Genomic DNA, 23214 nt, shown 5'->3' on the forward strand with positions numbered 1-23214 from the left:
GTCTTTCGCGGTACGTCACACGCGTATCGTCAAGGACCCCATATGTTCCTTCAAGGCTACGGCCCGCTGCTTCTTAACGGCACCTGGCAAACCGTCAAACTGGCGGTGTTGTCGCTGGCGTTCGCTTTTGTGCTGGGCCTGCTCGGCGCGGCGGCGAAACTGTCGAAGAATCGCTTGACCTATAGTGTCGGCACTATCTACACGACGCTCGTGCGCGGCGTGCCCGACCTGGTGCTGATGCTGCTGCTGTTCTACAGCATCCAGATCTGGCTGAATAACCTGACCGACCTGCTCGGCTGGGACCAGATCGACATCGACCCGTTCGTGGCCGGAGTCGCGGTGCTGGGCTTCATCTACGGCGCGTACTTCACCGAGACGTTCCGCGGCGCGTTTCTCGCGGTGCCGCGCGGCCAGCTCGAAGCGGGCTCGGCCTACGGCATGAGCAGCTGGCAGGTGTTCTCGCGAATCATGTTCCCGCAGATGATGCGCTTCGCGCTGCCTGGCATCGGCAATAACTGGCAGGTGATGGTGAAAGCCACCGCGCTGGTGTCGATCATCGGTCTCGCGGATGTGGTCAAGGCCTCGCAGGATGCGGGCAAGGGCACGTTGCGGTTCTTCTTCTTCACCCTGCTCGCAGGGGCGATCTATCTCGTCATCACCACAGTGTCCAACTTCGTGCTGATGTACCTCGAAAAGCGTTACTCGACCGGCGTACGAAAGGCGGATCTATGATCGAGATCATTCAGGAATACTGGCGCAACTATCTTTATAGCGACGGCTACCGCCTCACCGGCGTCGTGATCACGCTGTGGCTGCTGGTGGTGTCGATCGGACTCGGCTTCTGCCTGTCGATCCCCCTCGCGGTCGCGCGCGTGTCGAAGAAGAAGTGGCTGGCCGGCCTGGTGTGGCTGTATACGTATATCTTTCGCGGCACACCGCTCTACGTGCAACTGCTGCTCTGCTACACCGGCCTGTACAGCCTCGAGATCATCCGCAATCACGAGCTGACCAACGCGTTCTTCCGCGACGGCATGCATTGCACGCTGCTCGCGTTCACGCTGAACACCTGCGCGTACACCACCGAAATTTTCGCGGGTGCGATCAAGGCCACGCCTTATGGTGAAATCGAAGCGGCGCGCGCGTATGGCATGTCGTCGTTCACGCTGTACCGGCGCGTGATTCTGCCGTCGGCGCTGCGCCGCGCGTTGCCGTACTACAGCAATGAAGTGATCCTGATGCTGCATGCCACCACCGTCGCGTTCACCGCGACCGTGCCGGACATTCTCAAGATCGCGCGCGACGTGAACTCGGCCACGTATCAGTCGTTCAATGCATTCGGCCTCGCCGCCCTGCTCTATCTGTTGATTTCTTTTGCGCTCGTGTGGCTGTTCCGCCGCGCGGAGCGTCGCTGGCTCGCTTACCTGCGGCCGCAAGGCAAGTAATTAAAAAGGGCACTGCGCCCCCAAGCAAGTAAGCCCGCCAAGGATCCCGATGAACACCAAGAAGCAAAAGCTCTTCGTTGACGAGCTTCACAAACAGTACGGCGACAACGAAGTCCTCAAGGGCGTGTCGCTGAAGGCCAACGCCGGCGACGTAATCAGCGTGATCGGCTCGTCCGGCTCGGGCAAGAGCACGATGCTCCGCTGCATCAACTTCCTCGAACAGCCGAACTCCGGGCGCATCTTTGTCGACGGCGAAGAAGTCCGCACGCAGATCGCCAGGAACGGCGCCTTGCGCGTGTCCGATCCGAAGCAGTTGCAGCGCGTGCGCACCAGACTGTCGATGGTGTTCCAGCACTTCAACCTGTGGTCGCACATGAACGTCCTCGAGAACATCATCGAGGCACCGGTCAACGTGCTGGGTCTGAAGCGCAAGGAGGCCGAAGAGCGCGCGCGTGAATATCTGGAGAAAGTGGGCCTCGCACCGCGCCTGGAAAAGCAGTACCCGTCGCATCTGTCGGGCGGCCAGCAGCAACGTGTCGCGATCGCGCGCGCGCTGGCCATGCATCCGGACGTCATGCTGTTCGACGAACCGACTTCCGCACTCGATCCCGAACTGGTCGGCGAAGTACTCAAGGTCATGCAGACGCTCGCCGAAGAAGGCCGCACTATGATCGTCGTCACCCATGAGATGGCGTTCGCGCGCAACGTGTCGAATCACGTGATGTTCCTGCATCAAGGCCGCGTCGAAGAAGAAGGCCACCCGGACGAAGTCTTCAGGAACACGAAGAGCGAACGGCTCAAGCAGTTCCTCTCCGGCAGCCTCAAATAAGACTGTCGTACAGCCTGGTATTTGGGTTGTAGTCAAAGTAGCATTACAAGGCGCTTACGAGCGCCTTTTTTACTTCGCTCACCTGTGCATTCCGGCGGTTCTGGCCTCGAAAATCGGCTTGAACCACGCCCAAACCACCCTCTTCCCCCCTTACTCTGCCGCATTTGAAGCGTCAATAGTGGCAATCCTTAACGTTGCTCGTCCCAATCCGTGATTCCCTTACGGCATAAGGGTTTCCCGGCTTTTTAGGGACGTTGTAACGCTTCCTCGCGCACATTCGTATTGCAATTTGGAGACACCGGCCCAGGTCGGTACTAATTTCTTCTCCCAGTCAGGGGTATTTTTGATAAATTAGTAACCAAAGTAGCAAAACAAAGTTCATTAAAAGTAGTTTCACTTCAAAGCAACAGAGGAGAACCGGTCGGCGAGGGATCGGCATGACGCAAAGAATAGCCCGTTGAGGCTATCCGTCACGGCAGGAGACCCAATCCACCCGCTAATCTCCCTGGTACCGATTTCTGTTCGGCGCGCTTGCGTCCGAACACCATTCGCAGTACTGGGTTTCACTTTTTGACAGGGTATGGAGGAGAAGATGAAGAAAGCTTTGCTCGCCGCTGCGCTAATGACAGCCGGTGTAGTTGCTCACGCCCAAAGCAGCGTGACGCTGTACGGCCGCCTTGATGCTGGCCTGGAATACATGTCGGGCGTTCCGCAAGGCGTCGGTGCAAATGGTCAGGCAACTGGCAGCACGAACCGTTTCAAGGCAGAAAGCGGCGACTGGGGTACCAGCCTGTGGGGTATGAAGGGCGTTGAGGACATCGGTGGCGGTAACAAGGTCCTGTTCCAGTTGGAAGGCTCCTTCAACACGATGAACGGCACGGGCCCTGGCGGCGGCGGTCTCTTCAATCGTTGGGCGACGGTCGGTATGTCGAACGACGCATTCGGTACGCTGTTGTTGGGTCGCGAACTCTTCATCTCGAATGGCGTGTGGGACTTCGATCCGTTCGGTCAGTCGAACTGGTCGTCGGCGTCGCTGGTGCGTGGCCGCAATTGGCCGCAATCGAGCAACAACATTTCGTACCAGTCGCCGAAGGTCGCAGGCTTTGACTTCTACGGTCAATATGCCCTGTCGAATGCAACGAACTGGAACGGCAACGGCACGACCGCTCAAGGTCGCGAAGCTGGCGCACAGGTCACTTACACGAACTCGCTGTTCCAGGTTCGCGGCCTGTACGACGAAATCCGCAATCCGGGTAACGGCGTCCTGTACGGTCCGGCTGCTGCCACTTCGGCCAATGCGGCTAACATCTCCACCGGCATCTTCGCGGCATCGCGCGAATACTCGGCTCTCGTGAACGTGTTCCTCGGCCAGTTCAAGATTCAGGGCGCATACCAGGCTGTCCGTTCGGCAGGTGCGACGGGCGTTCTGCCAGGCCAGCCGACCACGCTCGATCACGAATGGGGCGGCGTGACGTGGCAAGCAACGCCGGCTGCAGCGCTGATCGCAGCGGTCTATCACGTCAACGGCAACAATGGTGCAGGCAATGCGACGATCTACACGATCGGCGGCTCGTACAACCTGTCCAAGCGCACGCTGCTGGATATCCAGATCGCTACGGCACGCAACAGCAAGAATGCTAACTTCGGCCTGAATGCTGACAATGCCGGCACGTCCACCGCAACGGACAACCCGCTGCCGGGTCACAGCCAGTCGGGTGTGTATGCAGGTATTCAACACTCGTTCTAATCGAACGGTGTGCCCCGGGGGGACTTCCTTCGGGGCGTAGTAACGAGTTCTCCAAGAGAATCTTTTTCACGCTGCTGCGAGAGGCGCGTATCGGTGCGATGTCCGAAAGGGTATCGCACCGTTTTTTATTTGTGCGCGCGGTTTTGCCACCGCCCCGGCGCACCTGATCGGTGCGCGCGTTGCGCGGGTGCCAATACCAGCGCTTTAACTCTGTGTTTTAACAGTGCGGGTCGAACCGCTCAAACCGCGGCTTCGTTTTCCTCGCCCGTACGAATCCGGATCACGCGCTCAACGTCCGCGACGAAAATCTTGCCGTCGCCGATCTTGCCGGTACGCGCCGCGCCGATGATCGCGTCGATCACCTGATCGCACTGGTTGTCCGCGACAACCACTTCGATCTTCACTTTCGGCAGGAAGTCGACCACATACTCTGCACCACGATAGAGCTCAGTGTGGCCTTTTTGCCGGCCGAAGCCTTTGACTTCAGTAACGGTCAACCCCGTGAGGCCGACTTCAGCGAGCGCCTCGCGCACTTCGTCGAGTTTGAACGGTTTGATGACTGCAGTGATGCGCTTCATGGCGGACCTCGTCTCGTGATTGGAAGGTTGAAAGGGAAATGGATGATTTTTATTCTACGCCGCGCCGGATGCGTTGCGGCGATCCGGTGGGTCGGCGATCCGACGCGCGCTTCCGGGCTGCCTCGGGTAAGTCCGCAGCAGCCGTTCGCTTCTCACTGAACCGGTTCGGTGTAGCGCGACGTAATCGGATACCGCCAGTCGCGACCAAACGCGCGATGCGTGACGCGAATGCCGATCGGCGCCTGACGGCGTTTGTACTCGTTGATCTTGATGAGGCGCGTAACGCGTTTCACGTCGTCGACCGCGTAGCCCGCCGCGATGATTTCCGCCAGCGAGCGGTCCTCCTCCATGTACATGCGCATGATCGCGTCGAGCACTTCGTACGGCGGCAAGCTGTCCTGATCGGTCTGGTTATCGCGCAGTTCGGCCGAGGGCGCGCGCGTCAGAATCCGCTCAGGGATAACGTCCTGCTTGCCGAAGGTGGTGGCCTGATTGCGGTAATGGCACAGCTTGTAGACCAGCGTCTTGGCGATGTCCTTGATCACCGCGAAGCCGCCGGCCATGTCGCCGTAGAGCGTGCAGTAGCCCACCGCCATCTCGCTCTTGTTGCCGGTGGTCAGCACGATCGAGCCGAACTTGTTCGACAACGCCATCAGCAAGGTGCCGCGAATGCGAGCCTGAATGTTTTCTTCCGTGGCGTCTTCGGCGCGGCCCGCGAATTCTTCGGCCAGCGAGCCACGGAACGCGTCGAACATCGGCGCGATCGCGATTTCGTCGTAGCGTACGCCGACGCGGCGTGCCATCTCGGCGGCGTCGGTGGTTGAAATGTCCGCGGTATAACGCGACGGCATCATCACCGCGCGCACGCGATCCGCGCCCAGCGCGTCGCACGCAATGGCCAACACCAGCGCCGAATCCACGCCGCCCGACAGGCCGATCAGCGCGCCCGGGAAACCGTTCTTGTTGATATAGTCGCGCACACCCATCACGAGCGCGGCGTACACCTGCGCTTCGAGCGTGAGCTCCGGCGCGATCGCCGTGGGCACCGGCTTGCCAGCATCGAACTCGACAATCGCGTTGCCTTCCTCGAACTGCGCCATCTTCGCGACCAGTTCGCCCTTTTCATCGAGCACGAACGAGCCGCCGTCGAACACCAGTTCGTCCTGCGCGCCGACCATGTTCACGTAGACCATAGGCAGGCCGGTCTCGCGAATCCGCGCCCGCAGAATGTCGAAGCGCACGGCTTCCTTGTTCAGGTGATACGGCGAGCCGTTCGGAATCAGCAGCACTTGCGCGCCCGCCGCCTTCGCCATTTGCGCCGCCGACGCGTGCCACGCGTCTTCGCAAATCACCACGCCGTACTTCACGCCGTCCAGTTCGAACACGAACGGCTTCGGGTCGGAAGCGAAGTAGCGCTTCTCGTCGAACACCTCGGCATTGGGCAAATCCTGCTTGCGATAGGTGCCGGCCACTTTCCCGTCCACGATCAGCGAGGCCGCGTTGAAGGTATCGACCGGCGGGACGCCGCGCTCGATCGGCGCGTTTGCATTACCATGGCCGTGCGCCGCATCGCGCAGCGGATGGCCGACGATCACGTGCAAGCCCGCGAAGGGCTTCAGTTGCGTGGCCAGATCGGCGAGCGCAGCCGCACTCGCGGTGTAGAACGCGGGACGCAGCAACAGATCTTCGGGCGGATAGCCGGACAGCGCGAGTTCAGGTGCGATCAGCAGCTTCGCACCATCGTTGTGCGCAGCGCGCGCGGCAGCGACAATCTTCGCGACATTGCCGGCGAAATCGCCGACGGTGACATTGATTTGAGCAAGAGCGATTCGGGTCTTCATGGCAGGATCGACAGGCAAGCCAGACAGCTTGCAAGCACCGCGGCTGGTTAGCTCGACGGCAACGGACATCGGATAAACGAACGACACATCGCACCACGCATGGGTCGCTCATTGGGAACAGTCACACAGATTGAACCAGGAACGCTTTGATTATCGCACGGGCATTCTGGCGTCACCCTCCGAGGTAGACGCCGCGGAATGGAATGCCCTCCTCGCGCAGCAATCTCAACCCACGCCGTTTCTGCGGCACGAGTTTTTGAGCGCGCTGCACGCGACCCGATGCGCGGTCGCCGATACCGGCTGGGTGCCGCAATTCGTCACGCTCACCGACCCACGCACCGACAAGCTCGTGGCGGCCGCGCCCGTGTATCTGAAGGGACACTCGTACGGCGAATATGTCTTCGATTGGGCCTGGGCCGATGCGTACAAACGCAACGGCCTGCCGTATTACCCGAAGCTGCTGTGCGCCGTGCCGTTCACACCGGTGCAAGGCAACCGGCTGTTGTCGGCGGATACGCATGCCCTCCGGCATCTGGCGGCCACGCTGATGGCGTTCGCCGAGCAAGCCGACGTGTCTTCGCTGCACGTGCTGTTTCCGACCGAAACGGAAGGTGCTGCGCTGACCGACATGGGCATGATGCAGCGCGAGGGCGTGCAATTCCACTGGCTGAACGACGGCTATCGCGACTTCGACGATTTCCTCTCCACGCTCGAACAGAAGAAGCGCAAGAACATCCGCGCGGAGCGCCGCAAGGTTCAGGAGGCCGGCGTGACGATGCGGCGGATTCGCGGCGAAGATATCCAGGACGCCGATTGGCGATTCTTCAGCAAGTGTTATCGGCAAACCTACCGCGAGCACTTTTCGAGTCCGTATCTGAACCTCGATTTCTTCCGGATGATCGGCGCGTCGATGCCGGAAAATCTGCTGCTGGTGATCGCCGAATACGAAGGTAAGCCGATCGCCAGTTCGCTCGTGGTCTATCAGCGCGACGAGAAAACCGGCGGCACGCTGTACGGCCGCTATTGGGGTGCGCTCGAACATGTGCCCTGCCTGCACTTCGAAACCGCGTACTATCAGCCGCTCGAATTCTGCATCGAGGAAAAGCTCGGCGCATTCGAAGGCGGCGCGCAGGGCGAGCATAAAATGGCGCGTGGGTTTTTACCGACTGTGACGCGCTCGGCGCATTGGCTCGCGCATCCGGCCTTCGCCGATGCGGTCGGCCACTTCCTCAACAACGAAAAGAACAGCATCCACGCGTATGTGGACGAGCTGCGCGAACATAACCCGTTCAAAGGCTAAAAGCGTATCCATGGCGTGGTTTCTGTATCTGCTCGAATGCTCGGACGGCAGCGTCTATACCGGCATTGCCACCAACGTGCAGGCGCGCTTTGACAAACACATGAGCGGCGAGGGCGCGCGCTATACGCGTTCACGCAAGCCGGTGCAGGTATTGGCGTCGTTCGAGTTGGCGAACCGTTCGAGTGCGTCAAGTGCGGAATATTGGGTCAAGCGTTTGTCGCCGTCCGAAAAGCGGGCGCTGGCGGGGGGGCTGCGTACGCTCGAGTCGGTGCTGCCTGAGCCCGTACCTGCTGGCGGCGAGGACGCGGAAGAACAAACCAGCGCGTCCTGACAGCATTTTGGCTTCCTCCTGGCGAATTGGCCTCCGCTCACGTATTCGTTTCCTTTAACGCGTTCGCAGTGCAACTGCGCGCAGCCAGGCGGCTGGATACGCTGACCCGCACCACCTAGCCCCTCGCCTCCCGCATCCGTTCAGTCAGTAGCCGATGCATCAGCGCGATTTCCCCCACCGCATCCGCCTCCAGCGATGTCAACTGCTCTCGCACAGGCAGATCGCGCCGTATCGGCCGCAAGGTTCGGTTCAAGGCCGCCTCAATATCGGCACTCGTGGCGGCAAGCCACGCGCCAAGCTCATCGTGCATGCCGCGCCGGTTCGTACTCAAGCGCAGTTGGGTCGCCGTTCCCGCCATTTTTCGCAACACGCTCAGCACAGTCAGCGTCACCGTGTCGACCATCGAGTCCTCGAGCTTTTCGAGTCGAATGCGGCCGATTGCCTCCTCGGCGTTATTGCTGCCCAATCCGGCGGCTCGGCGCAAGCGTTCCATGTCCTTCTCGCTTCGGCCGGGAGATTCCAGTGCCGCCCTCAGATAGCCAAGATTCGCCCGCACCGCCTCGCTCAGATAGGCGCGATAGTCGACTTTTTCCCGCGTCGGCCACAGATAGAACGTTGCCAGCAGCGCCAATACGCAGCCGAGCACATTGTTGCCGAGTCGCGTCAGCGCATAAGCGAATTCGTTCGCGCCGGGCGTCGCAAAGTCGGCCACGAGCACAAAGGTCGGTGTCAGGAACAGAACGAACAGGCTGTAGCTGACGGGACGCAGCGCCATCGTGGCCACCACCAGCGGGAAAACCGCCAATGAAATGCCGAGCGGCGAATGAATCGCATAGCCGATACCGGCCGCCAGCACGCCCCCGACGATGCTCCCGGCAGCGCGCTCGATACTCCTCGGCCAGGTCGCGGCAATGGACGGTTGCAGGATCAGCAGCGTCGCCATGGTGGCCCAATAGCCGAAGGGAAGCCCGAGCGCCCGTATGACCAGAAAGCCCGCCGTCGTCGTGACGCCCACGCGGGCAGCGTGGCGCAAGCCGACCGACTGACTTGAGAGGTTCGCCTTGAGGGTCGACCACGTCCGCGTCAGCAATCTGGCGGCACTGTCCGACCATTTCAGCGGCTCAGCATACGTCGGCGCGAAATCGACCAGTTCGAAGTCCGACTTGAGTGTCACGGGTTCCATCAACGCAGATTCGAGCCGCCTTGCAAGGCGACGCAAACGGCGTTGCAGATCAGCGAGACGATTCCATTGCGCTTCGTTAGTGGCCGCGCCGATTCTGCGCAGCACCTCGCCTATCCCGGTCAACAGACGAGCCGCGCGTCTGACGTGACGTGCGTCTTCCGGGGGTTTTTCGCAAGCACCCGTGACCGCAATCAGATACGCAAAGAGCGCTTCACTTTCGGTTAGCAAGGCGAGGAGATTGCCATAGGTTTCCCGGCCGGCCGTTCTCGAGTCCGGCACGTTCGCCAGCGCCTTGCGCGAGCGCTCAAGCGTTGCCCGCGCATCGGCGCGAAACTTCGCGGCATGCGTGGCCCACTGTCCAGGGGCTGCGCGCTGCTCAAGCAGGCGCGCGCTGTCGAACGCGATGTCGGCCAGACGCAAGTACACCGCACGCAGCGAAGCGCGGCTCGTGCCGAACGGATGAATGCGCCAGACGGTCAGGCTCAGCACGACGGCGAACAGGCACCCGGCCAGGTAGATGCCGAGAAACGCCATGCCTTCCCGAATGTCGCGCATCGGCCGGTCGACCATGACGACACAGGCGGTCGCAGCGAGAATCGTCACCTGCGATGTCGCGGCCCCCCAGATCCTGCCGAACCCGCCGAGCGTTGTGAATATCAGAATGGCAAGCGCTGCAAACACGGTCCCTGCGCCTGACGCGAAGGCGGTCACGCCACCGCACACGGTCGACAGCAACGCAAAGCCCATCATCGAGGCGAAGCGCGCGCGGTTCGAGCCGGCCGCGTCGGCGAGACAGGTCCAGAAAGCGCCGATCGCCGCCCATGCGAAGACCGGGTCGTGCAGCAGATTCCCAAGCACCAGCATCGCGGTGGACGCGCAGGCGGCTCTCAGCCCTTCCGACAGATTGGCCTCGCTGGTCGAAAACGACACCATCCACACCGGCCGTCTGCGGTAGATCGCGGTGACGAGCGCGTACAGGCCCGCGTACAGGCGGCTCGACCAGCGCGGCGACGAAGGGTTGGACTTGCGATTCAGCATCCGGACAGTGGGCTCCCAAAAACGCACATTGGCGCTGCCTCAGCGCATTAATACGCCGACGGCAGGAAACCTGCTGCAGCCGCCGAATGATAAGGGTTAACGCGGAGATATAAAAATTCCTTCGCTTCACCCAGTCGATGCGTTGTGTCTATGCGCTGGAACGAGTGGACGTTCTGGCGGATAGATAGGCAAATGGGCAAATGGGAGATGGCCGGCAAATACGCATTGAACGCGGAGTGGACTCTCCGAAAACGCCACCCATGAAAAAACCGCGCGGCCCTTGCAGGCTCGCGCGGTTTTTATCGACCACCGGTACAACGCAGCTTACTTCTTGAAGTTCACCACGCCTTCGGTGATTTCCTTGTGCGCGGCTTCGATGCCCGCCCAACCCTCGACCTTCACCCACTTACCCTTTTCCAGCGCCTTGTATTGCTCGAAGAAGTGCTTGATCTGGTCTTTCAGGTATGCCGGAACGTCGTCGATCGACTTGAGATCAGCGGTCATCGGGCAGACCTTGTCATGCGCGACGGCGACCAGCTTGGCGTCGACGCCCGATTCGTCGGTCATTTGCAGCATGCCGAGCGCGCGGACGCGGACCACCGAGCCAGCCAGCAGCGGGAACGGCGTGATCACCAGCACGTCGACCGGATCGCCGTCGCCCGACAGCGTTTGCGGAATGTAGCCGTAATTCGCCGGATAGCGCATGCCCGTGCCGATGAAACGGTCGACGTGGAGCAGGCCCGTTTCCTTATCAGCTTCGTACTTCACCGGATCGCTTTGCGCCGGGATTTCGATGATGACGTTGAAATCTTGCGGAAGGTCTTTGCCTGCGGGGACGTGATTGAAGCTCATGAGCGCTCTCTGATCAGATGGAATTCGGAACACGGCGTGCGGCGCGTGAGTTCGATCGGCGTGAATCGTGAAACTCGCCAGAACGAAGTGCCGCGGCCGGACAGTGCGGAATACGCCATTATAGCCAATCGGCCGATGGCACCTCTGGTTGGATCAGCGCGATAATCGTCTGGCGTCTCTCGATTGTGCCTCTCGTTTGTGAACACCGCGTATCCGGACATCGGCTTGAATCGCGGCCTGGACATCGATTGCGCGACACCTCAAGGAGCATGCATGGAAGAAGCCCGGCATTTCATCGGCGGCGAATGGTCCGCTGCATCAGGCGGCGAGACGATCGCCGTGCTCGATCCATCCGACGGCCAGCCGTTCACCCGGCTGGCCCGCGGCACCGCGGCGGATATCGACACCGCCGTTCACGCCGCCCGCCGCGCCTTCGAAGGCGCATGGGGCGAGGCAAGCGCCGCCGAACGCGGCCGCGTACTGTACCGGCTCTCGATGCTGGTGGCCGCCCACCAGGAAGAACTCGCCCAGATCGAAGCCCGCGACACCGGCAAGCCGCTCAAACAGGCGCGCGCCGATTCGGCGGCGCTGGCCCGCTACTTCGAGTTTTACGCCGGCGCAGCGGACAAACTGCACGGCGAAACGCTGCCCTATCAGGCTGGCTACACGGTGCTGACGATCCGTGAGCCGCACGGCGTGACCGGTCATATCGTGCCGTGGAACTATCCGATGCAAATCTTCGGCCGCAGCGTCGGCGCGGCGCTCGCCACCGGCAATGCGTGCGTCGTCAAGCCGGCGGAAGACGCGTGCCTGTCAGTGTTGCGCGTCGCCGAACTGGCGGCCGAGGCGGGTTTGCCAGCCGGCGCGCTGAATATCGTCACCGGGTTTGGGCATGAAGCGGGCGCGGCACTCGCGCGCCATCCCGGCATCGATCACATCTCATTCACCGGCTCGCCTGAAACCGGCAAGCTCGTGACGCAGATGGCCGCCGAGAACCACGTGCCGGTCACGCTCGAACTGGGCGGCAAATCGCCGCAAATCGTTTTCGCCGACGCGGATCTCGACGCGGCCTTGCCCGTGCTGGTGTCGGCGATCGTGCAGAACGCCGGGCAAACCTGCTCGGCGGGCAGCCGCGTGCTGATCGACCGGGCAATTTACGAGCCGCTGCTCGACCGTCTCAGCGGCGCGTTCCACGCGCTGCGGGTCGGACCGTCGCATGCCGATCTCGACTGCGGTCCGCTGATCAACGCGAAGCAGCAACAGCGCGTGTGGGACTTCCTCTCCGACGCGCAACACGACGGTATTGCGATGGCGGCCCACGGCGAAGTGATTCCCGAAGCGCCGGAAAGCGGCTTCTATCAGGCGCCCACACTGCTGCGCGACGTGCCGGCAAACCACCGCCTCGCGCGCGACGAAGTGTTCGGGCCCGTCCTCGCCGCCATGTCGTTCGCCGACGAAGACGAGGCGCTCGCGCTCGCCAACGGCACGCAGTACGGCCTGGTCGCGGGTATCTGGACGCGCGACGGCGCCCGTCAGATGCGCCTCGCGCGGCGCCTGCGCTCCGGTCAGGTATTCATCAACAACTATGGTGCCGGTGGCGGCGTCGAATTACCGTTCGGCGGCGTAAAGCACTCGGGCCATGGACGCGAAAAGGGTTTCGAAGCGCTGTATGGCTTCACGGTGTTGAAGACCATCGCGATCCGTCACGGTTAGGCCGGGTTAGTCAGGCACTCGCATTCCCAGCAGACAGCAACAAACGGCAACAAACAGACGTAGGCGCATCACCATCCACAACAAACAACGGAGACATCATGCGGTTGACAGGTAAAACGGCCATCGTCACGGGTGGCGGCTCGGGTTTCGGCGAAGGTATCGCGAAGACCTACGCGCGCGAAGGCGCGAACGTGGTGATCAACGATCTGAACGGTCCGGCGGCCGAACGCGTGGCGAGCGAAATCGCTCTCGCCGGCGGCAAGGCGATCGCGGTGACCGGCAACGTCACGCAACGCGAAGACTGGCAGAGGCTGCGCGAGGCCGCGCTCGAAGACTTCGGCAGCGTACAGATCGTCGTCAACAATGCCGGCACGACGCATCGCAACAAACCGGTGCTTGACGTGACGGAAGCCGAGTTCGACCGCGTCTATACGGTCAATGTCAAAAGCATCTACTGGAGCGTGCAGGAGTTCGTGCCGTATTTCCGCCAGCAAGGCGGCGGTGTTTTCATCAATATCGCGTCGACGGCCGGCGTCCGGCCGCGACCGGGCCTCATCTGGTACAACGGCAGCAAGGGCGCGGTGATCATCGCCAGCAAGTCGCTCGCCGTCGAGCTGGGCCCGGACCGCATTCGGGTGAACTGTGTGAATCCCGTTATGGGCGAGACGGGGCTGTTGTCGGAATTCATGGGCGTCGAAGATACGCCGGAAAACCGCAAGCGCTTTCTCGCCGGCATTCCGCTCGGGCGTTTCTCGACGCCGCAGGATATCGCCAACGCGGCGCTGTACCTCGCCTCGGACGAGGCGGAGTTCATCACCGGCGTGTGTCTCGAAGTGGACGGCGGGCGCTGCGTGTAAACGCCATGCAAACCAAACCATCCTGCACGGCTAGAATCGCGATCGACGGCGGTACTTCATTTCCACAAGAAAAAAGGAGACACCATGGCTAGTCCCGCAAATCCGCTCCACCACCCCGGCGCGGGGGCGCCACCTTCAACGTTCGAAGAGGCGACCTACCGCAAGGTCACCTGGCGGCTCGCGCCGCTTCTGATGCTCTGCTACGTGGTCGCGTATCTCGACCGCGTCAACGTCGGCTTCGCCAAGCTGCAAATGACCACCGATCTCGGCCTGAGCGACGCGGTTTACGGATTCGGCGCGGGGATTTTCTTCGTCGGCTATTTCATCTTCGAAATTCCGAGCAACGTGATCCTGCACAAAGTGGGCGCACGCGTGTGGATCGCGCGGATCATGGTGTCGTGGGGCGTGATCTCGATGCTGACCATGTTCGTCACCACGCCGGCCATGTTCTACGTCATGCGCTTCCTGCTCGGTCTCGCCGAAGCGGGCTTCTTCCCCGGCATCATCCTGTATCTCACCTACTGGTATCCGTCGCATCGTCGTGGCCGCATGACTACCTGGTTCATGACCGCCATCGCGTTGTCCGGCGTGATCGGCGGCCCGGTGTCGGGCTATATCCTCAAGAGCTTCAACGGCATGAACGGCTGGCATGGCTGGCAGTGGCTGTTTCTGCTCGAAGGGATCCCCTCGGTGATCGTCGGGATCATGGTGTTCCTGATGCTCGACGACCGCGTCTCGAAGGCCAAGTGGCTCACCAGCGAAGAGAAGGAATTGCTCGAACGCCAGGTGTCGGCCGAAGAAGCCACCAAGCACGACATGCCGATTCGTCAGGTGCTCACAAGCGGCCGCGTACTGATGCTGAGCCTCACGTATTTTTCGTTCGTGATGGGCCTGTATGGCGTGAGCTTCTGGCTGCCGACCATCATCAAGGCGACCGGCGTGACAGACTCGTTCATGATCGGCCTGCTGTCCGCAATTCCGTTTGCGGCGGCGGTGGTCGCGATGGTGTTCGTATCGCGCAGCGCGGACCGCCTGCGCGAGCGGCGCTGGCATATCGCATTGCCGGCATTCGCCGGGGCGATTGGCCTCGTGCTCTCCGTGGTATGGGCGCACAACACGGTGCTGGCCATGGCTTCGCTCACGCTCGCGACCATGGGCATCCTGACCACCCTGCCGCTGTTCTGGAGTTTGCCGACGGCGATCCTCGCCGGCACGGGCGCGGCAGCCGGCATCGCGATGATCAATTCGATCGGCAATCTCGCGGGCTTTCTCAGCCCGTACGCGGTCGGCTGGTTGAAGCAGGCAACGGCCGCAAACGACTCCGGCATGTATATGCTGGCGGCGTTCATGATCCTCGGCGGTTTGCTGGCGGTCAGTGTGCCTGCGAAGATGGTCAATAAGTGAGGCGGCTCGCTTCGTGACGTAACGCAGGAAGCGCCGGAAGCGCCGTCAAACACCGCTCGTCACGAGCCATGAGTCGCGGGGCGCGAACGCCGGTTCACGTAATACGCTCCACGCATCACAAACGAAAAAGCCCTCGGCGTCCATCGTCGGGGGCTTTTTTCCATCTACTGCAGCACGCGATCAAACAAACGCCGCAGCGATCAAAGCATCAAACGATATTCATTGCCAACGCGCTCTCACGATAATGCTGGCTCGCCTTATCGGAGTCACCGAGCTGTTCATGCAAACGCGCCAACGCGCGATGCGAACGAATCTTCAGCGTCTCGTTGTCGGCCAGTTTCAGCGCGCGCTCGAGGAACGATTGCGCCTTGCCCCACAACTGCTGATGCAAACACAAGCGGCCTAGGGCGAACATCAGATCCGCGTCTTCCGGGCGATCCTTCTGCCACCCTTCGGCCTTCTGGATCAGCGGCAACGCGTCGCCCCCGGCCGTGTCCGGATAACGGCGCAGCAGACGCGCGTCCCAGTTCTGCGCCAGCGCTTCTTCGACGATCTTGCGTGCTTCCTGCGGACGATTCAGCGACACCAGCAGTTCAGCGGCGAGATCGGCGAGACGCGGCGAATGACGCTCAGTAGCCGACAGCGAATTCCACAACTCCAGCAGCGCATCAGCGTTATGACGCCGGTCGCGCAAGAGGTTTTCCGCCGCGAGCTGACGCAAACGCACCGCCACCGCCGGATGGATCGCTTCCCGTTTTTCCAGCGTCTTGACGAGCTTGAGCACTTCGCCCCAGTTCTTCAATTGCTGTTGCGCGCGCAACGTGATCTGCTGCGCGTGAATCCGCCGGGCGCCCTGCGACTGCATTTCGGTGAGCGCGGTCAGCGCGCCGTCCGCGTCGCGGCCGTCGGCACGCATGTCGGCGGTGGCCATCAGGCGTGCGTCCTGCCAATCGGCTTCGTCGATCTGGGCGAGCCATTCGTCGCGCCGCGCATATTCATGCATGCGATGCGCCGCGGTGGCCGCGATCAAACCGGCCGCACCCTTGTTGTCGCCATTCGTGAGCGAATCTTTCGCGGCTTTTTCAGCGCGCGAGAAACGCCCCGCGTACAGATTGCCGATCGCGTCACGCAATGCAGCGTGCGCCTTCGCGACACGCGCGCGCGCGCGATAGGCAGCCACGCGCTGTGGCATGCGCCAGATATTGCGCACGATGCGCAGCAGCGCATACAGCAGGATGAACAGCACCACCAGCCCGACCACGAACAGATTCAACGAGATGTCGACGCGGTACGGCGGATAGATCAGCAGCACCTGCCCCATGTCGAAGCGCCCGACCACCGCCAGCACCACCGCGATGGCGAACAGCAACGCGAGCCATAGAAGTCCCCGGATTGCCATGATTAGCCTCGGCTCCGGTATTGATTGACGGCCTGCAGGCTGGTGTTCAGATTCGGCAGTTCAACTGCGGCCGAGCCTGCATCCACCTGCTTGACCAGATCGGCCACGGTCTGCGTTTTCTTCGACGTGTTGTCGAAGTAGCGCGTGAGCGCCGCTTGCGCCGCCTGCAGGTCGGACTTCAGCGTGGTCTGGTTGCGCGAGAGCAACGCAAGCCGCGCCGACAGCAAACGCAGCTTCAGATTCTCTCGCACAAAGTAGCCTTGATCGGGCGTGACGAGCATGGCGTCGGCGTTGTCGATACGGCGTACTTGCACGAGACTCGTCAACTGCTGGCCGATGCCGGTCGTGACTTCACGCCACCACACTTTCCAGCGCGGCTCGCCAGTGGCCGCGGCCACCTTTGCCGTGTCGGCCCAGGTGGCGGCCTTCGGCGTGGCATGGGCAATCGGCGCTTCGCCAGAGAGCGGCAGGCTGTCGACCTGGTCGATCGCATTGTCGAGCTTGATCGCCATACCGGTCAGATCCGTGGAAGGCGCGGCCTTCAGCTTGTCGATGTCTTGCGCGATCGCCTTGCGGACGGTGACGGCCTGCGGGCTATCCGAGGCGGCGAGACGCGTGTCCGCGCTTTGCAGCGCGAACAGCGCGAGTTGCGTATTGCCGGTGAGCTGCAACTGCTGGCTCGCGGCCGACAGCATCTGGCCGACCTCAGCCATCGTCCAGTCGTCGCGATTGCGGGCGAGATCGGTGTATTGCTGCTGCAGCGCCTGCTGCGCGGTTTGCGCGTCAGCGAGTTTGCCTTCGAGTTGCGCGACCTGCGAGTCGGACTGATGCACCGTGGCCAGCGCCTGATCGGTCTTGACGCGCAGTTCGCTGGTCTGCGCGTCGTTCGCCTGCTGGCGTTGCACGAGCTGTTGCTCGGTGCGCTCCACCTTGCGATTGAGCGCGTAGCCGCCCACGCCCGCCGCACAAGCAATGATCACGACGACAAACCACAGCAGCGGTCCGCTCGCGCTGCGGCGCTTTTGCGCTTCGTAGGGCGTGAAGGGTGGATTCGGCGGCAACGCGCTGGTTGCGGCCGGCTGGGGTGAAGCGTTCGTGGATGCGTTCGTTTCAGTCATGCGTGATTTAGCCGGTGAATGAGCCGGGTTGGACGGTACCGGTTGAACAACGGTCGGGACGGCGGCAAGCAAGGCGCGGGCAATGCGATCATCGCCCGCACCGGACACCGTAATGCTATCAAAACCCAATGCCCGCGCGGTCTGCGCGATACGGGGATGCGGCGTGACCAGACTGGCGCGCTTCAGTTGCGCGATTTCGCCGGCGGTCAGATGCTCTTGTGCGAGTTCATGCAGATTGCGCACACCTTCGGAACTCGTGAGCAACCAGGCGTGCGGCTCGCCGGCAAGCAATGCGTGCACGCGTGCCCAGCCGCCGATCGACGGTTCCGGTACGAGGCGCCGATAGGCCGCAACCGTCTCGACTTCGGCGCCTGCCTCGCGCAAGCGGTCGGCGAGCCATTCGCGGCCGCCGTCGCCGCGCACGATCAGGACGCGCTTGCCTTCGAGCGCGCCCGCGCCAAGCGCGGTATCGATCGCCGCGAACAGGCCTTCGGAATCGAAACGCGCCGTATCCTCGTCGGCTACGGACGGCGGGCTGATGACGTTGTACGCCGGCGCCGCGACGCCGTGGCGCGCCAGCGCCTGCACACTGCCCGGCCCGACTACACCGATCGGCAGCGCGTGCGGCCAGATCGCATCGCTCTTGGCGAACGCGTGATCGACCGCATTGGGCGAGACGAACACCACCAGTGCATAGCGTTCCAGAGAGGCCAGCGCTGCGCGCAACGGCGCTTCGTCGGTGACAGGCGCGATGTCGATCAGCGGAAAGTCGAGCACGGCAATGCCCGCCGCCGCGAGTTGCGCGATCATGTCGTTCGACTGACCGGCCGGTCGCGTAATCACGACCGTGAACACCGCCTTGCCGGCGGATGAGGATGCGTTGCCCGGGGTATCGGCCGCCATCACTCGCCGGTCGCCGCGCTATCCGCGGCCCCTGCTGCGGGACCGCTGGCCGTGCTCAGCGCGCGGACGATTTCCATCGCGCCTTGCTGTTCGAGTGCGCTCGCCACTTCCTGGCCGAGCGCGATAGCACGTTCGACGGTGGGCGCCGGCGCCGATGCCTGCGCGCTCAAGACACGCTGGCCGTCAGGGGTAGCGACGATGCCGCGCAGATGCAGCGCGCCGTCATGCCAATGCGCATAAGCCGCGAGCGGCACTTCGCAACTGCCGCCGAGGGCGCGCGAGACCATCCGCTCAGCTTCAACGGCCGCAGCCGTATGTTCGTGATGCAGCGGCGCAAGCCATGCCGCGAGGTCCGCGCGATCGGCGCGAATCTCGATGCCGAGCGCGCCCTGACCGGCTGCGGGCAAGCTGTCTTCGGGATCAAGCAGTGCGCGGATGCGCTCGCCGAGACCCAAACGCTTCAAGCCGGCTGCCGCCAGAATGATCGCCGCATAGTCGCCGCGATCGAGTTTCGACAGGCGCGTGTCCAGATTGCCGCGCAACGGCCGCACCACAAGGTGCGGGTAACGCATGCGCAGCATGGCCTCGCGGCGCAGGCTGGAGGTGCCGACCACGGCGCCGGCTGGCAGCGCGGCAAGCGAGTCGTAATCGTTGGACACCAGCGCGTCGCGGGGATCTTCGCGTTCCATGATGGTGGACAGCGCAAAGCCCGCGGGCAATTCCATCGGCACGTCTTTAAGCGAGTGGACGGCCAGGTCGGCGCGGCCGTCGGCCAGCGCGGCTTCCAGTTCCTTGACGAAAAGGCCCTTACCACCAACCTTCGACAAAGTGCGATCGAGAATTTGATCGCCACGTGTCGTCATTCCGAGGATTTTTACGTCACAAGATGGATATAATTTGTGCAGCGCACATCGCACATGCTCCGCCTGCCACATGGCAAGGCGGCTTTCTCGCGACGCAATCACAAGCGTGTGGGGTGGCGTAGAAAACGTCTCGGTGTTCATTAGCTTGCTGATCGAATGACGGGATGTAATAACAATCAATGTTAGCACGCGACCCCGTGTCTCAAAGCACAGCGGAGCGCCGTGCCGGCACGGTATCGATGGAGGAGACGGGCCTCGCGCAGCGCGCGCCTGCCCCATCCCAGCCTGTTCAAGCACGGTCGTTCGCGCACCGGGGCGTGGCATGCGGGATGATGCAATGCGGCGCAACCTGCCCCGGGTGCCTGGCGTGCATGCAATGCGCGTCACGCGGCTCGTGCGTTTTGCGCACCATGCGCGCGGCCACCTCTCCGGCGTATTGCCATCGGCGCATACCGTTTCGCGCAGTTCACGTTGCAGTTCATAGAGCAGTTCCGCAGTAGCAGTTCATCACTCAACAGACCCTGGCTTCCCTGAGGAAACCCATCGTGACGTCTTCCGGATCGGCGCGCCCTGCCCGCCGCAACACTGCATCGCCCAATGCTCAAGCGGCCGACGCCGCCACGGCACCCGCCGCTTCTGCCTCCACAACAACGGCTGCCCAGTCCACACCGGCCAAACGCGCCGGCAAAGCGGCCACGGCAACCCAGGCCGCTCATATCGCCAAAGCCACCAGGTCCGCCAAAGCCTCGTCGCCCGCCAAGGCGGACAAGGCGGTGAAGACGGACAAGGCGGTGAAGGCCGTCAGGACAGGTAAGGCGACGCAAACCGCGAACGCGGCCCAGGCGCTGAAACCGGCCAAAGCCAAGTCCCCGAAGGTTAAGGTCGTCGTGAGCGAAGCCGCGCCGCAAGCCGCCAAAGCGCCCAAGCTGCAAGCCGTTTCACAGAATACGGTCGTGCCCGCGTCGAAAAGCAGCGGCCGCACGCGTGAGGACAAGGACCATCCGCTGTTTCAGGACATCCGCTATCTGGGACGCCTGCTCGGCGACGTGCTGCGCGAACAGGAAGGCGACGCGGTATTCGACGTCGTGGAAACGATCCGCCAGACCGCCGTGCGTTTTCGCCGCGAGGACGACAACGCCGCCGCGCAGACGCTCGACAAGAAACTGCGTTCGCTGAGTCCGGAGCAAACGGTCAGCGTGGTGCGCGCGTTCAGCTACTTCTCGCATCTTGCGAATATCGCTGAAGACCGCCACCGCAATCGCCGCCACCGGATTCACGCGCTGGCCGGCTCCACCTCGCAACCGGGCACCATGGCGCATGCGCTCGAACGGCTCGTCGAAGCGGGTGCCGCTGCAACGCCGGTGCTGCAGCAGTTCTTCAACGACGCGCTGATCGTGCCGGTGCTGACCGCGCACCCAACAGAAGTGCAGCGCAAGAGCATTCTGGACGCGCAGCACGACGTCGCGCGCCTCCTGGCCGAACGTGATCAGCAGTTGACCAACCGCGAACGCGCGCATAACGAAGCCATGCTGCGTGCAAGCGTCACGTCGCTCTGGCAAACGCGGATGCTGCGCGATTCGCGGCTGACCGTTGCCGATGAAATCGAAAACGCGCTGTCGTATTACCGCGCGACCTTCCTCGAAGAAATTCCGGCGCTCTATGCCGATATCGAAGAAGCGCTCGCCGAACATGGCCTCGCGGCGCGTCTGCCGCCGTTCTTCCAGATGGGCAGCTGGATCGGCGGCGATCGCGACGGCAATCCGAACGTCACGGCCGAAACGCTCGAGCACGCGATCACCCGCCAGGCCGCGGTGATCTTCGAACACTATATGGAGCAGGTGCACAAGTTGGGCGCCGAGTTGTCGGTGTCGAACCTGCTGGCCGGCGCAAGCAACGCGTTGAAAGAACTCGCGGCCGCCTCGCCCGACCAGTCGCCGCACCGTACCGACGAACCGTATCGCCGCGCCTTGATCGGCATGTACACACGGCTCGCCGCAAGTGCGCGCGTGCGTCTCGGCGAAGGCAGCGTGCCGGTGCGCAGCGCGGGCCGCGGCGCGGCACCGGTGCGCGCCAAACCGTACGGCGACTCCGCCGAATTCGTGCGCGACCTGCATGTGCTGATCGATTCGCTCGCCGAACATCATGGCGCGCCGCTCGCTACGCCGCGTCTGTCGCCGCTCGCGCGCGCCGCCGAAGTGTTCGGCTTCCATCTGGCAAGTATCGACTTGCGCCAAAGCTCCGACATCCATGAAGCGGTGATCGCCGAGTTGCTGAAACGCGCGGGCGTCGAAGAAAACTACGCGTCACTCTCCGAAGAAGACAAGCTCAAGGTACTGCTCGCCGAACTGGCTCAACCGCGCCCATTGCGTTTGCCGTATGCCGAGTACTCCGATCTCGTGAAGAGCGAACTCGGCGTGCTCGAAGAAGCCCGCATCACGCGCGAGAAGTTCGGCGCGCGCGCGGTGCGCAACTACATCATTTCGCACACCGAGACCGTCAGCGATCTGGTCGAAGTGATGTTGTTGCAAAAGGAAACCGGCCTGCTGCATGGCCGTCTGGGCGACGCGAACGATCCGGCGCGAGCCGGCTTGATGGTGATCCCGCTGTTCGAGACGATCCCCGACTTGCGCAACGCGCCGCACATCATGCGCGATCTGATCGCGCTGCCAGGCGTCGACGCACTGATTGAACATCAGGGCAACGAGCAGGAAGTGATGCTCGGCTATTCGGACAGCAACAAGGACGGCGGCTTCCTGACGTCGAACTGGGAGTTGTACCGCGCCGAACTTGCACTCGTGTCGCTGTTCAACCAACGCGGCGTGACCTTGCGCCTGTTCCATGGACGCGGCGGCACGGTTGGCCGTGGCGGCGGTCCGACCTATCAGGCGATTCTGTCGCAGCCGCCGGGCACCGTCGACGGCCAGATCCGTTTGACCGAGCAAGGCGAAGTGATCGCCAGCAAGTTCGGCAATCCGGAAATCGGTCGGCGCAATCTGGAAACGGTGGTGGCCGCGACGCTCGAAGCCTCGTTGTTGCCACACGGCAATGCGCCCGCGCAACTGCCCGCCTTCGAAGAAACGATGCAGCAATTGTCCGACGCGGCGATGGCGTCGTATCGCGCGCTGGTCTACGAAACGCCGGGCTTCAAGGAGTATTTCTTCGAGTCGACGCCGATCTCGGAGATCGCCGAACTGAACATCGGCAGCCGTCCGGCTTCACGCAAGTTGCAGGACCCGAAGCAACGCAAGATCGAAGACCTGCGCGCGATTCCGTGGGGCTTCTCATGGGGCCAATGCCGTTTGCTGCTGACCGGCTGGTACGGTTTCGGCAGCGCGGTGGCCGCGCATCTGGACAGCGCACCGAGCGACGCCGAGCGCACCCGCCGTCTTGCGCTGCTCAAGAAAATGCACAAGACCTGGCCGTTCTTCGCGAACCTGCTCTCCAACATGGATATGGTGCTGGCAAAGACCGATCTCGCGGTGGCCTCGCGCTACGCACAGCTCGTGTCCGACAAGAAGCTGCGCAAGCACGTGTTCGACCGGATCGTCGCGGAATGGGAGCGTACATCGAAGGTGTTGTCGGAGATTACCGGCAAGAGCGAACGGCTCGCGGAGAATCCGTTGCTCGCGCGTTCGATCAAGAACCGTTTCCCGTATCTCGATCCGTTGAATCACTTGCAAGTTGAATTGCTCAAACGTCACCGTGCGGGCGATACCAACGCGCGCGTGCGGCGCGGGATTCATTTGAGCATCAACGGGATTGCGGCGGGGCTGCGTAATACGGGCTAAGCCAGCGGTTGCAGTTGGTTTCGAGTCT

17 protein-coding genes are annotated in these 23214 nt (G+C 62.5%); 10 read left to right on the forward strand and 7 right to left on the reverse strand.

All coding sequences use genetic code 11. The features are described 5' to 3' along the window. The first annotated feature begins 42 nt into the window (after positions 1-42). The 4 genes from ACUN0E_RS36995 (at position 43) to ACUN0E_RS37010 (ending at position 4018) form a co-directional block, all read left to right on the forward strand. Positions 43-732 (forward strand): ABC transporter permease, encoded by a 690-nt coding sequence (locus ACUN0E_RS36995; RefSeq protein WP_408332854.1) that lies wholly within the window; start codon positions 43-45, stop codon positions 730-732. Next, positions 729-1442 (forward strand): ABC transporter permease, encoded by a 714-nt coding sequence (locus ACUN0E_RS37000; RefSeq protein WP_408238458.1) that lies wholly within the window; start codon positions 729-731, stop codon positions 1440-1442. Before ACUN0E_RS36995 ends, ACUN0E_RS37000 begins: the two co-directional genes overlap by 4 nt. Before the next feature lie 49 nt (positions 1443-1491). Beyond that, positions 1492-2271, forward strand: a complete 780-nt coding sequence (locus ACUN0E_RS37005) for an ABC transporter ATP-binding protein (RefSeq protein WP_408219276.1) — start codon at positions 1492-1494, stop codon at positions 2269-2271. Between the two features lie 592 nt (positions 2272-2863). Then, the gene (locus ACUN0E_RS37010; RefSeq protein ID WP_408511090.1) at positions 2864-4018 is read left to right on the forward strand and encodes a porin; all 1155 of its coding nucleotides are present in this window, start codon (positions 2864-2866) and stop codon (positions 4016-4018) included. A gap of 239 nt (positions 4019-4257) precedes the next feature. Here ACUN0E_RS37010 and glnK read toward each other — a convergent pair whose 3' ends face one another. Together glnK and ACUN0E_RS37020 are read right to left on the reverse strand one after the other, a co-directional pair. After that, entirely contained in the window at positions 4258-4596 is a 339-nt protein-coding gene (gene glnK / locus ACUN0E_RS37015) for a P-II family nitrogen regulator (RefSeq protein WP_006048444.1), read from the reverse strand. A gap of 152 nt (positions 4597-4748) precedes the next feature. Beyond that, complete coding sequence (locus ACUN0E_RS37020) at positions 4749-6437, reverse strand: NAD+ synthase (RefSeq protein ID WP_445569720.1); 1689 nt, start codon at positions 6435-6437, stop codon at positions 4749-4751. A gap of 130 nt (positions 6438-6567) precedes the next feature. Between ACUN0E_RS37020 and ACUN0E_RS37025 the strand changes: the two genes are divergently transcribed. Both ACUN0E_RS37025 and ACUN0E_RS37030 read left to right on the forward strand, forming a co-directional pair. Then, positions 6568-7737, forward strand: a complete 1170-nt coding sequence (locus ACUN0E_RS37025) for a GNAT family N-acetyltransferase (RefSeq protein ID WP_445569721.1) — start codon at positions 6568-6570, stop codon at positions 7735-7737. 10 nt (positions 7738-7747) lie between these two features. Further along, on the forward strand, positions 7748-8068 hold the full coding sequence (locus ACUN0E_RS37030) for a GIY-YIG nuclease family protein (RefSeq protein ID WP_445569722.1): 321 nt from the start codon (positions 7748-7750) through the stop codon (positions 8066-8068). A 115-nt stretch (positions 8069-8183) separates the two neighbouring features. Here ACUN0E_RS37030 and ACUN0E_RS37035 read toward each other — a convergent pair whose 3' ends face one another. Continuing rightward, positions 8184-10289, reverse strand: a complete 2106-nt coding sequence (locus ACUN0E_RS37035) for an FUSC family protein (protein WP_445569723.1) — start codon at positions 10287-10289, stop codon at positions 8184-8186. 324 nt (positions 10290-10613) lie between these two features. Further along, entirely contained in the window at positions 10614-11141 is a 528-nt protein-coding gene (ppa, locus tag ACUN0E_RS37040; RefSeq protein ID WP_445569724.1) for an inorganic diphosphatase, read from the reverse strand. Between the two features lie 273 nt (positions 11142-11414). Here ppa and ACUN0E_RS37045 point away from each other — a divergent pair, with 273 nt between their 5' ends. The 3 genes from ACUN0E_RS37045 (at position 11415) to ACUN0E_RS37055 (ending at position 15115) form a co-directional block, all read left to right on the forward strand. Then, positions 11415-12854, forward strand: a complete 1440-nt coding sequence (locus tag ACUN0E_RS37045) for an aldehyde dehydrogenase family protein (RefSeq protein ID WP_445569725.1) — start codon at positions 11415-11417, stop codon at positions 12852-12854. Positions 12855-12952: 98 nt separating this feature from the next. Continuing rightward, complete coding sequence (locus ACUN0E_RS37050) at positions 12953-13711, forward strand: SDR family oxidoreductase (RefSeq protein ID WP_445569726.1); 759 nt, start codon at positions 12953-12955, stop codon at positions 13709-13711. 84 nt (positions 13712-13795) lie between these two features. Then, complete coding sequence (locus tag ACUN0E_RS37055; RefSeq protein ID WP_408238434.1) at positions 13796-15115, forward strand: MFS transporter; 1320 nt, start codon at positions 13796-13798, stop codon at positions 15113-15115. Between the two features lie 208 nt (positions 15116-15323). On the opposite strand, the gene ACUN0E_RS37060 is transcribed toward ACUN0E_RS37055, so the two are convergent. From ACUN0E_RS37060 to hemC, 3 genes are read right to left on the reverse strand one after another with little or no spacing between them, the layout of a single operon-like run. Further along, positions 15324-16514, reverse strand: a complete 1191-nt coding sequence (locus ACUN0E_RS37060) for a heme biosynthesis protein HemY (RefSeq protein WP_445569727.1) — start codon at positions 16512-16514, stop codon at positions 15324-15326. Between the two features lie 2 nt (positions 16515-16516). Continuing rightward, a complete protein-coding gene (hemDX, locus tag ACUN0E_RS37065) occupies positions 16517-18535 on the reverse strand; it encodes a fused uroporphyrinogen-III synthase HemD/membrane protein HemX (protein WP_445569728.1) in 2019 nt (672 codons plus the stop codon). After that, entirely contained in the window at positions 18535-19539 is a 1005-nt protein-coding gene (gene hemC / locus ACUN0E_RS37070) for a hydroxymethylbilane synthase (protein WP_408238425.1), read from the reverse strand. The genes hemDX and hemC overlap by 1 nt, the downstream gene beginning before the upstream one ends. Positions 19540-19943: 404 nt before the next feature. Here hemC and ppc point away from each other — a divergent pair, with 404 nt between their 5' ends. Continuing rightward, positions 19944-23186, forward strand: coding sequence for a phosphoenolpyruvate carboxylase (gene ppc, locus ACUN0E_RS37075; RefSeq protein WP_445569729.1), 3243 nt, complete (start codon positions 19944-19946; stop codon positions 23184-23186). Positions 23187-23214 lie beyond the last annotated feature (28 nt).

It is taken from the genome of Paraburkholderia sp. D1E, assembly GCF_052682275.1.

Coding starts and splice junctions, on each gene's coding strand:
- glnK (WP_006048444.1), bottom strand. CDS start 4,596: ATGAAGCGCATCACTGCAGTCATCAAACCGTTCAAACTCGACGAAGTG.
- ACUN0E_RS37055 (WP_408238434.1), top strand. CDS start 13,796: ATGGCTAGTCCCGCAAATCCGCTCCACCACCCCGGCGCGGGGGCGCCA.
- ACUN0E_RS36995 (WP_408332854.1), top strand. CDS start 43: ATGTTCCTTCAAGGCTACGGCCCGCTGCTTCTTAACGGCACCTGGCAA.
- ACUN0E_RS37000 (WP_408238458.1), top strand. CDS start 729: ATGATCGAGATCATTCAGGAATACTGGCGCAACTATCTTTATAGCGAC.
- ACUN0E_RS37050 (WP_445569726.1), top strand. CDS start 12,953: ATGCGGTTGACAGGTAAAACGGCCATCGTCACGGGTGGCGGCTCGGGT.
- ACUN0E_RS37060 (WP_445569727.1), bottom strand. CDS start 16,514: ATGGCAATCCGGGGACTTCTATGGCTCGCGTTGCTGTTCGCCATCGCG.
- hemDX (WP_445569728.1), bottom strand. CDS start 18,535: ATGGCGGCCGATACCCCGGGCAACGCATCCTCATCCGCCGGCAAGGCG.
- ppa (WP_445569724.1), bottom strand. CDS start 11,141: ATGAGCTTCAATCACGTCCCCGCAGGCAAAGACCTTCCGCAAGATTTC.
- ACUN0E_RS37005 (WP_408219276.1), top strand. CDS start 1,492: ATGAACACCAAGAAGCAAAAGCTCTTCGTTGACGAGCTTCACAAACAG.
- hemC (WP_408238425.1), bottom strand. CDS start 19,539: ATGAACACCGAGACGTTTTCTACGCCACCCCACACGCTTGTGATTGCG.
- ACUN0E_RS37035 (WP_445569723.1), bottom strand. CDS start 10,289: ATGCTGAATCGCAAGTCCAACCCTTCGTCGCCGCGCTGGTCGAGCCGC.
- ACUN0E_RS37045 (WP_445569725.1), top strand. CDS start 11,415: ATGGAAGAAGCCCGGCATTTCATCGGCGGCGAATGGTCCGCTGCATCA.
- ACUN0E_RS37020 (WP_445569720.1), bottom strand. CDS start 6,437: ATGAAGACCCGAATCGCTCTTGCTCAAATCAATGTCACCGTCGGCGAT.
- ACUN0E_RS37010 (WP_408511090.1), top strand. CDS start 2,864: ATGAAGAAAGCTTTGCTCGCCGCTGCGCTAATGACAGCCGGTGTAGTT.
- ACUN0E_RS37030 (WP_445569722.1), top strand. CDS start 7,748: ATGGCGTGGTTTCTGTATCTGCTCGAATGCTCGGACGGCAGCGTCTAT.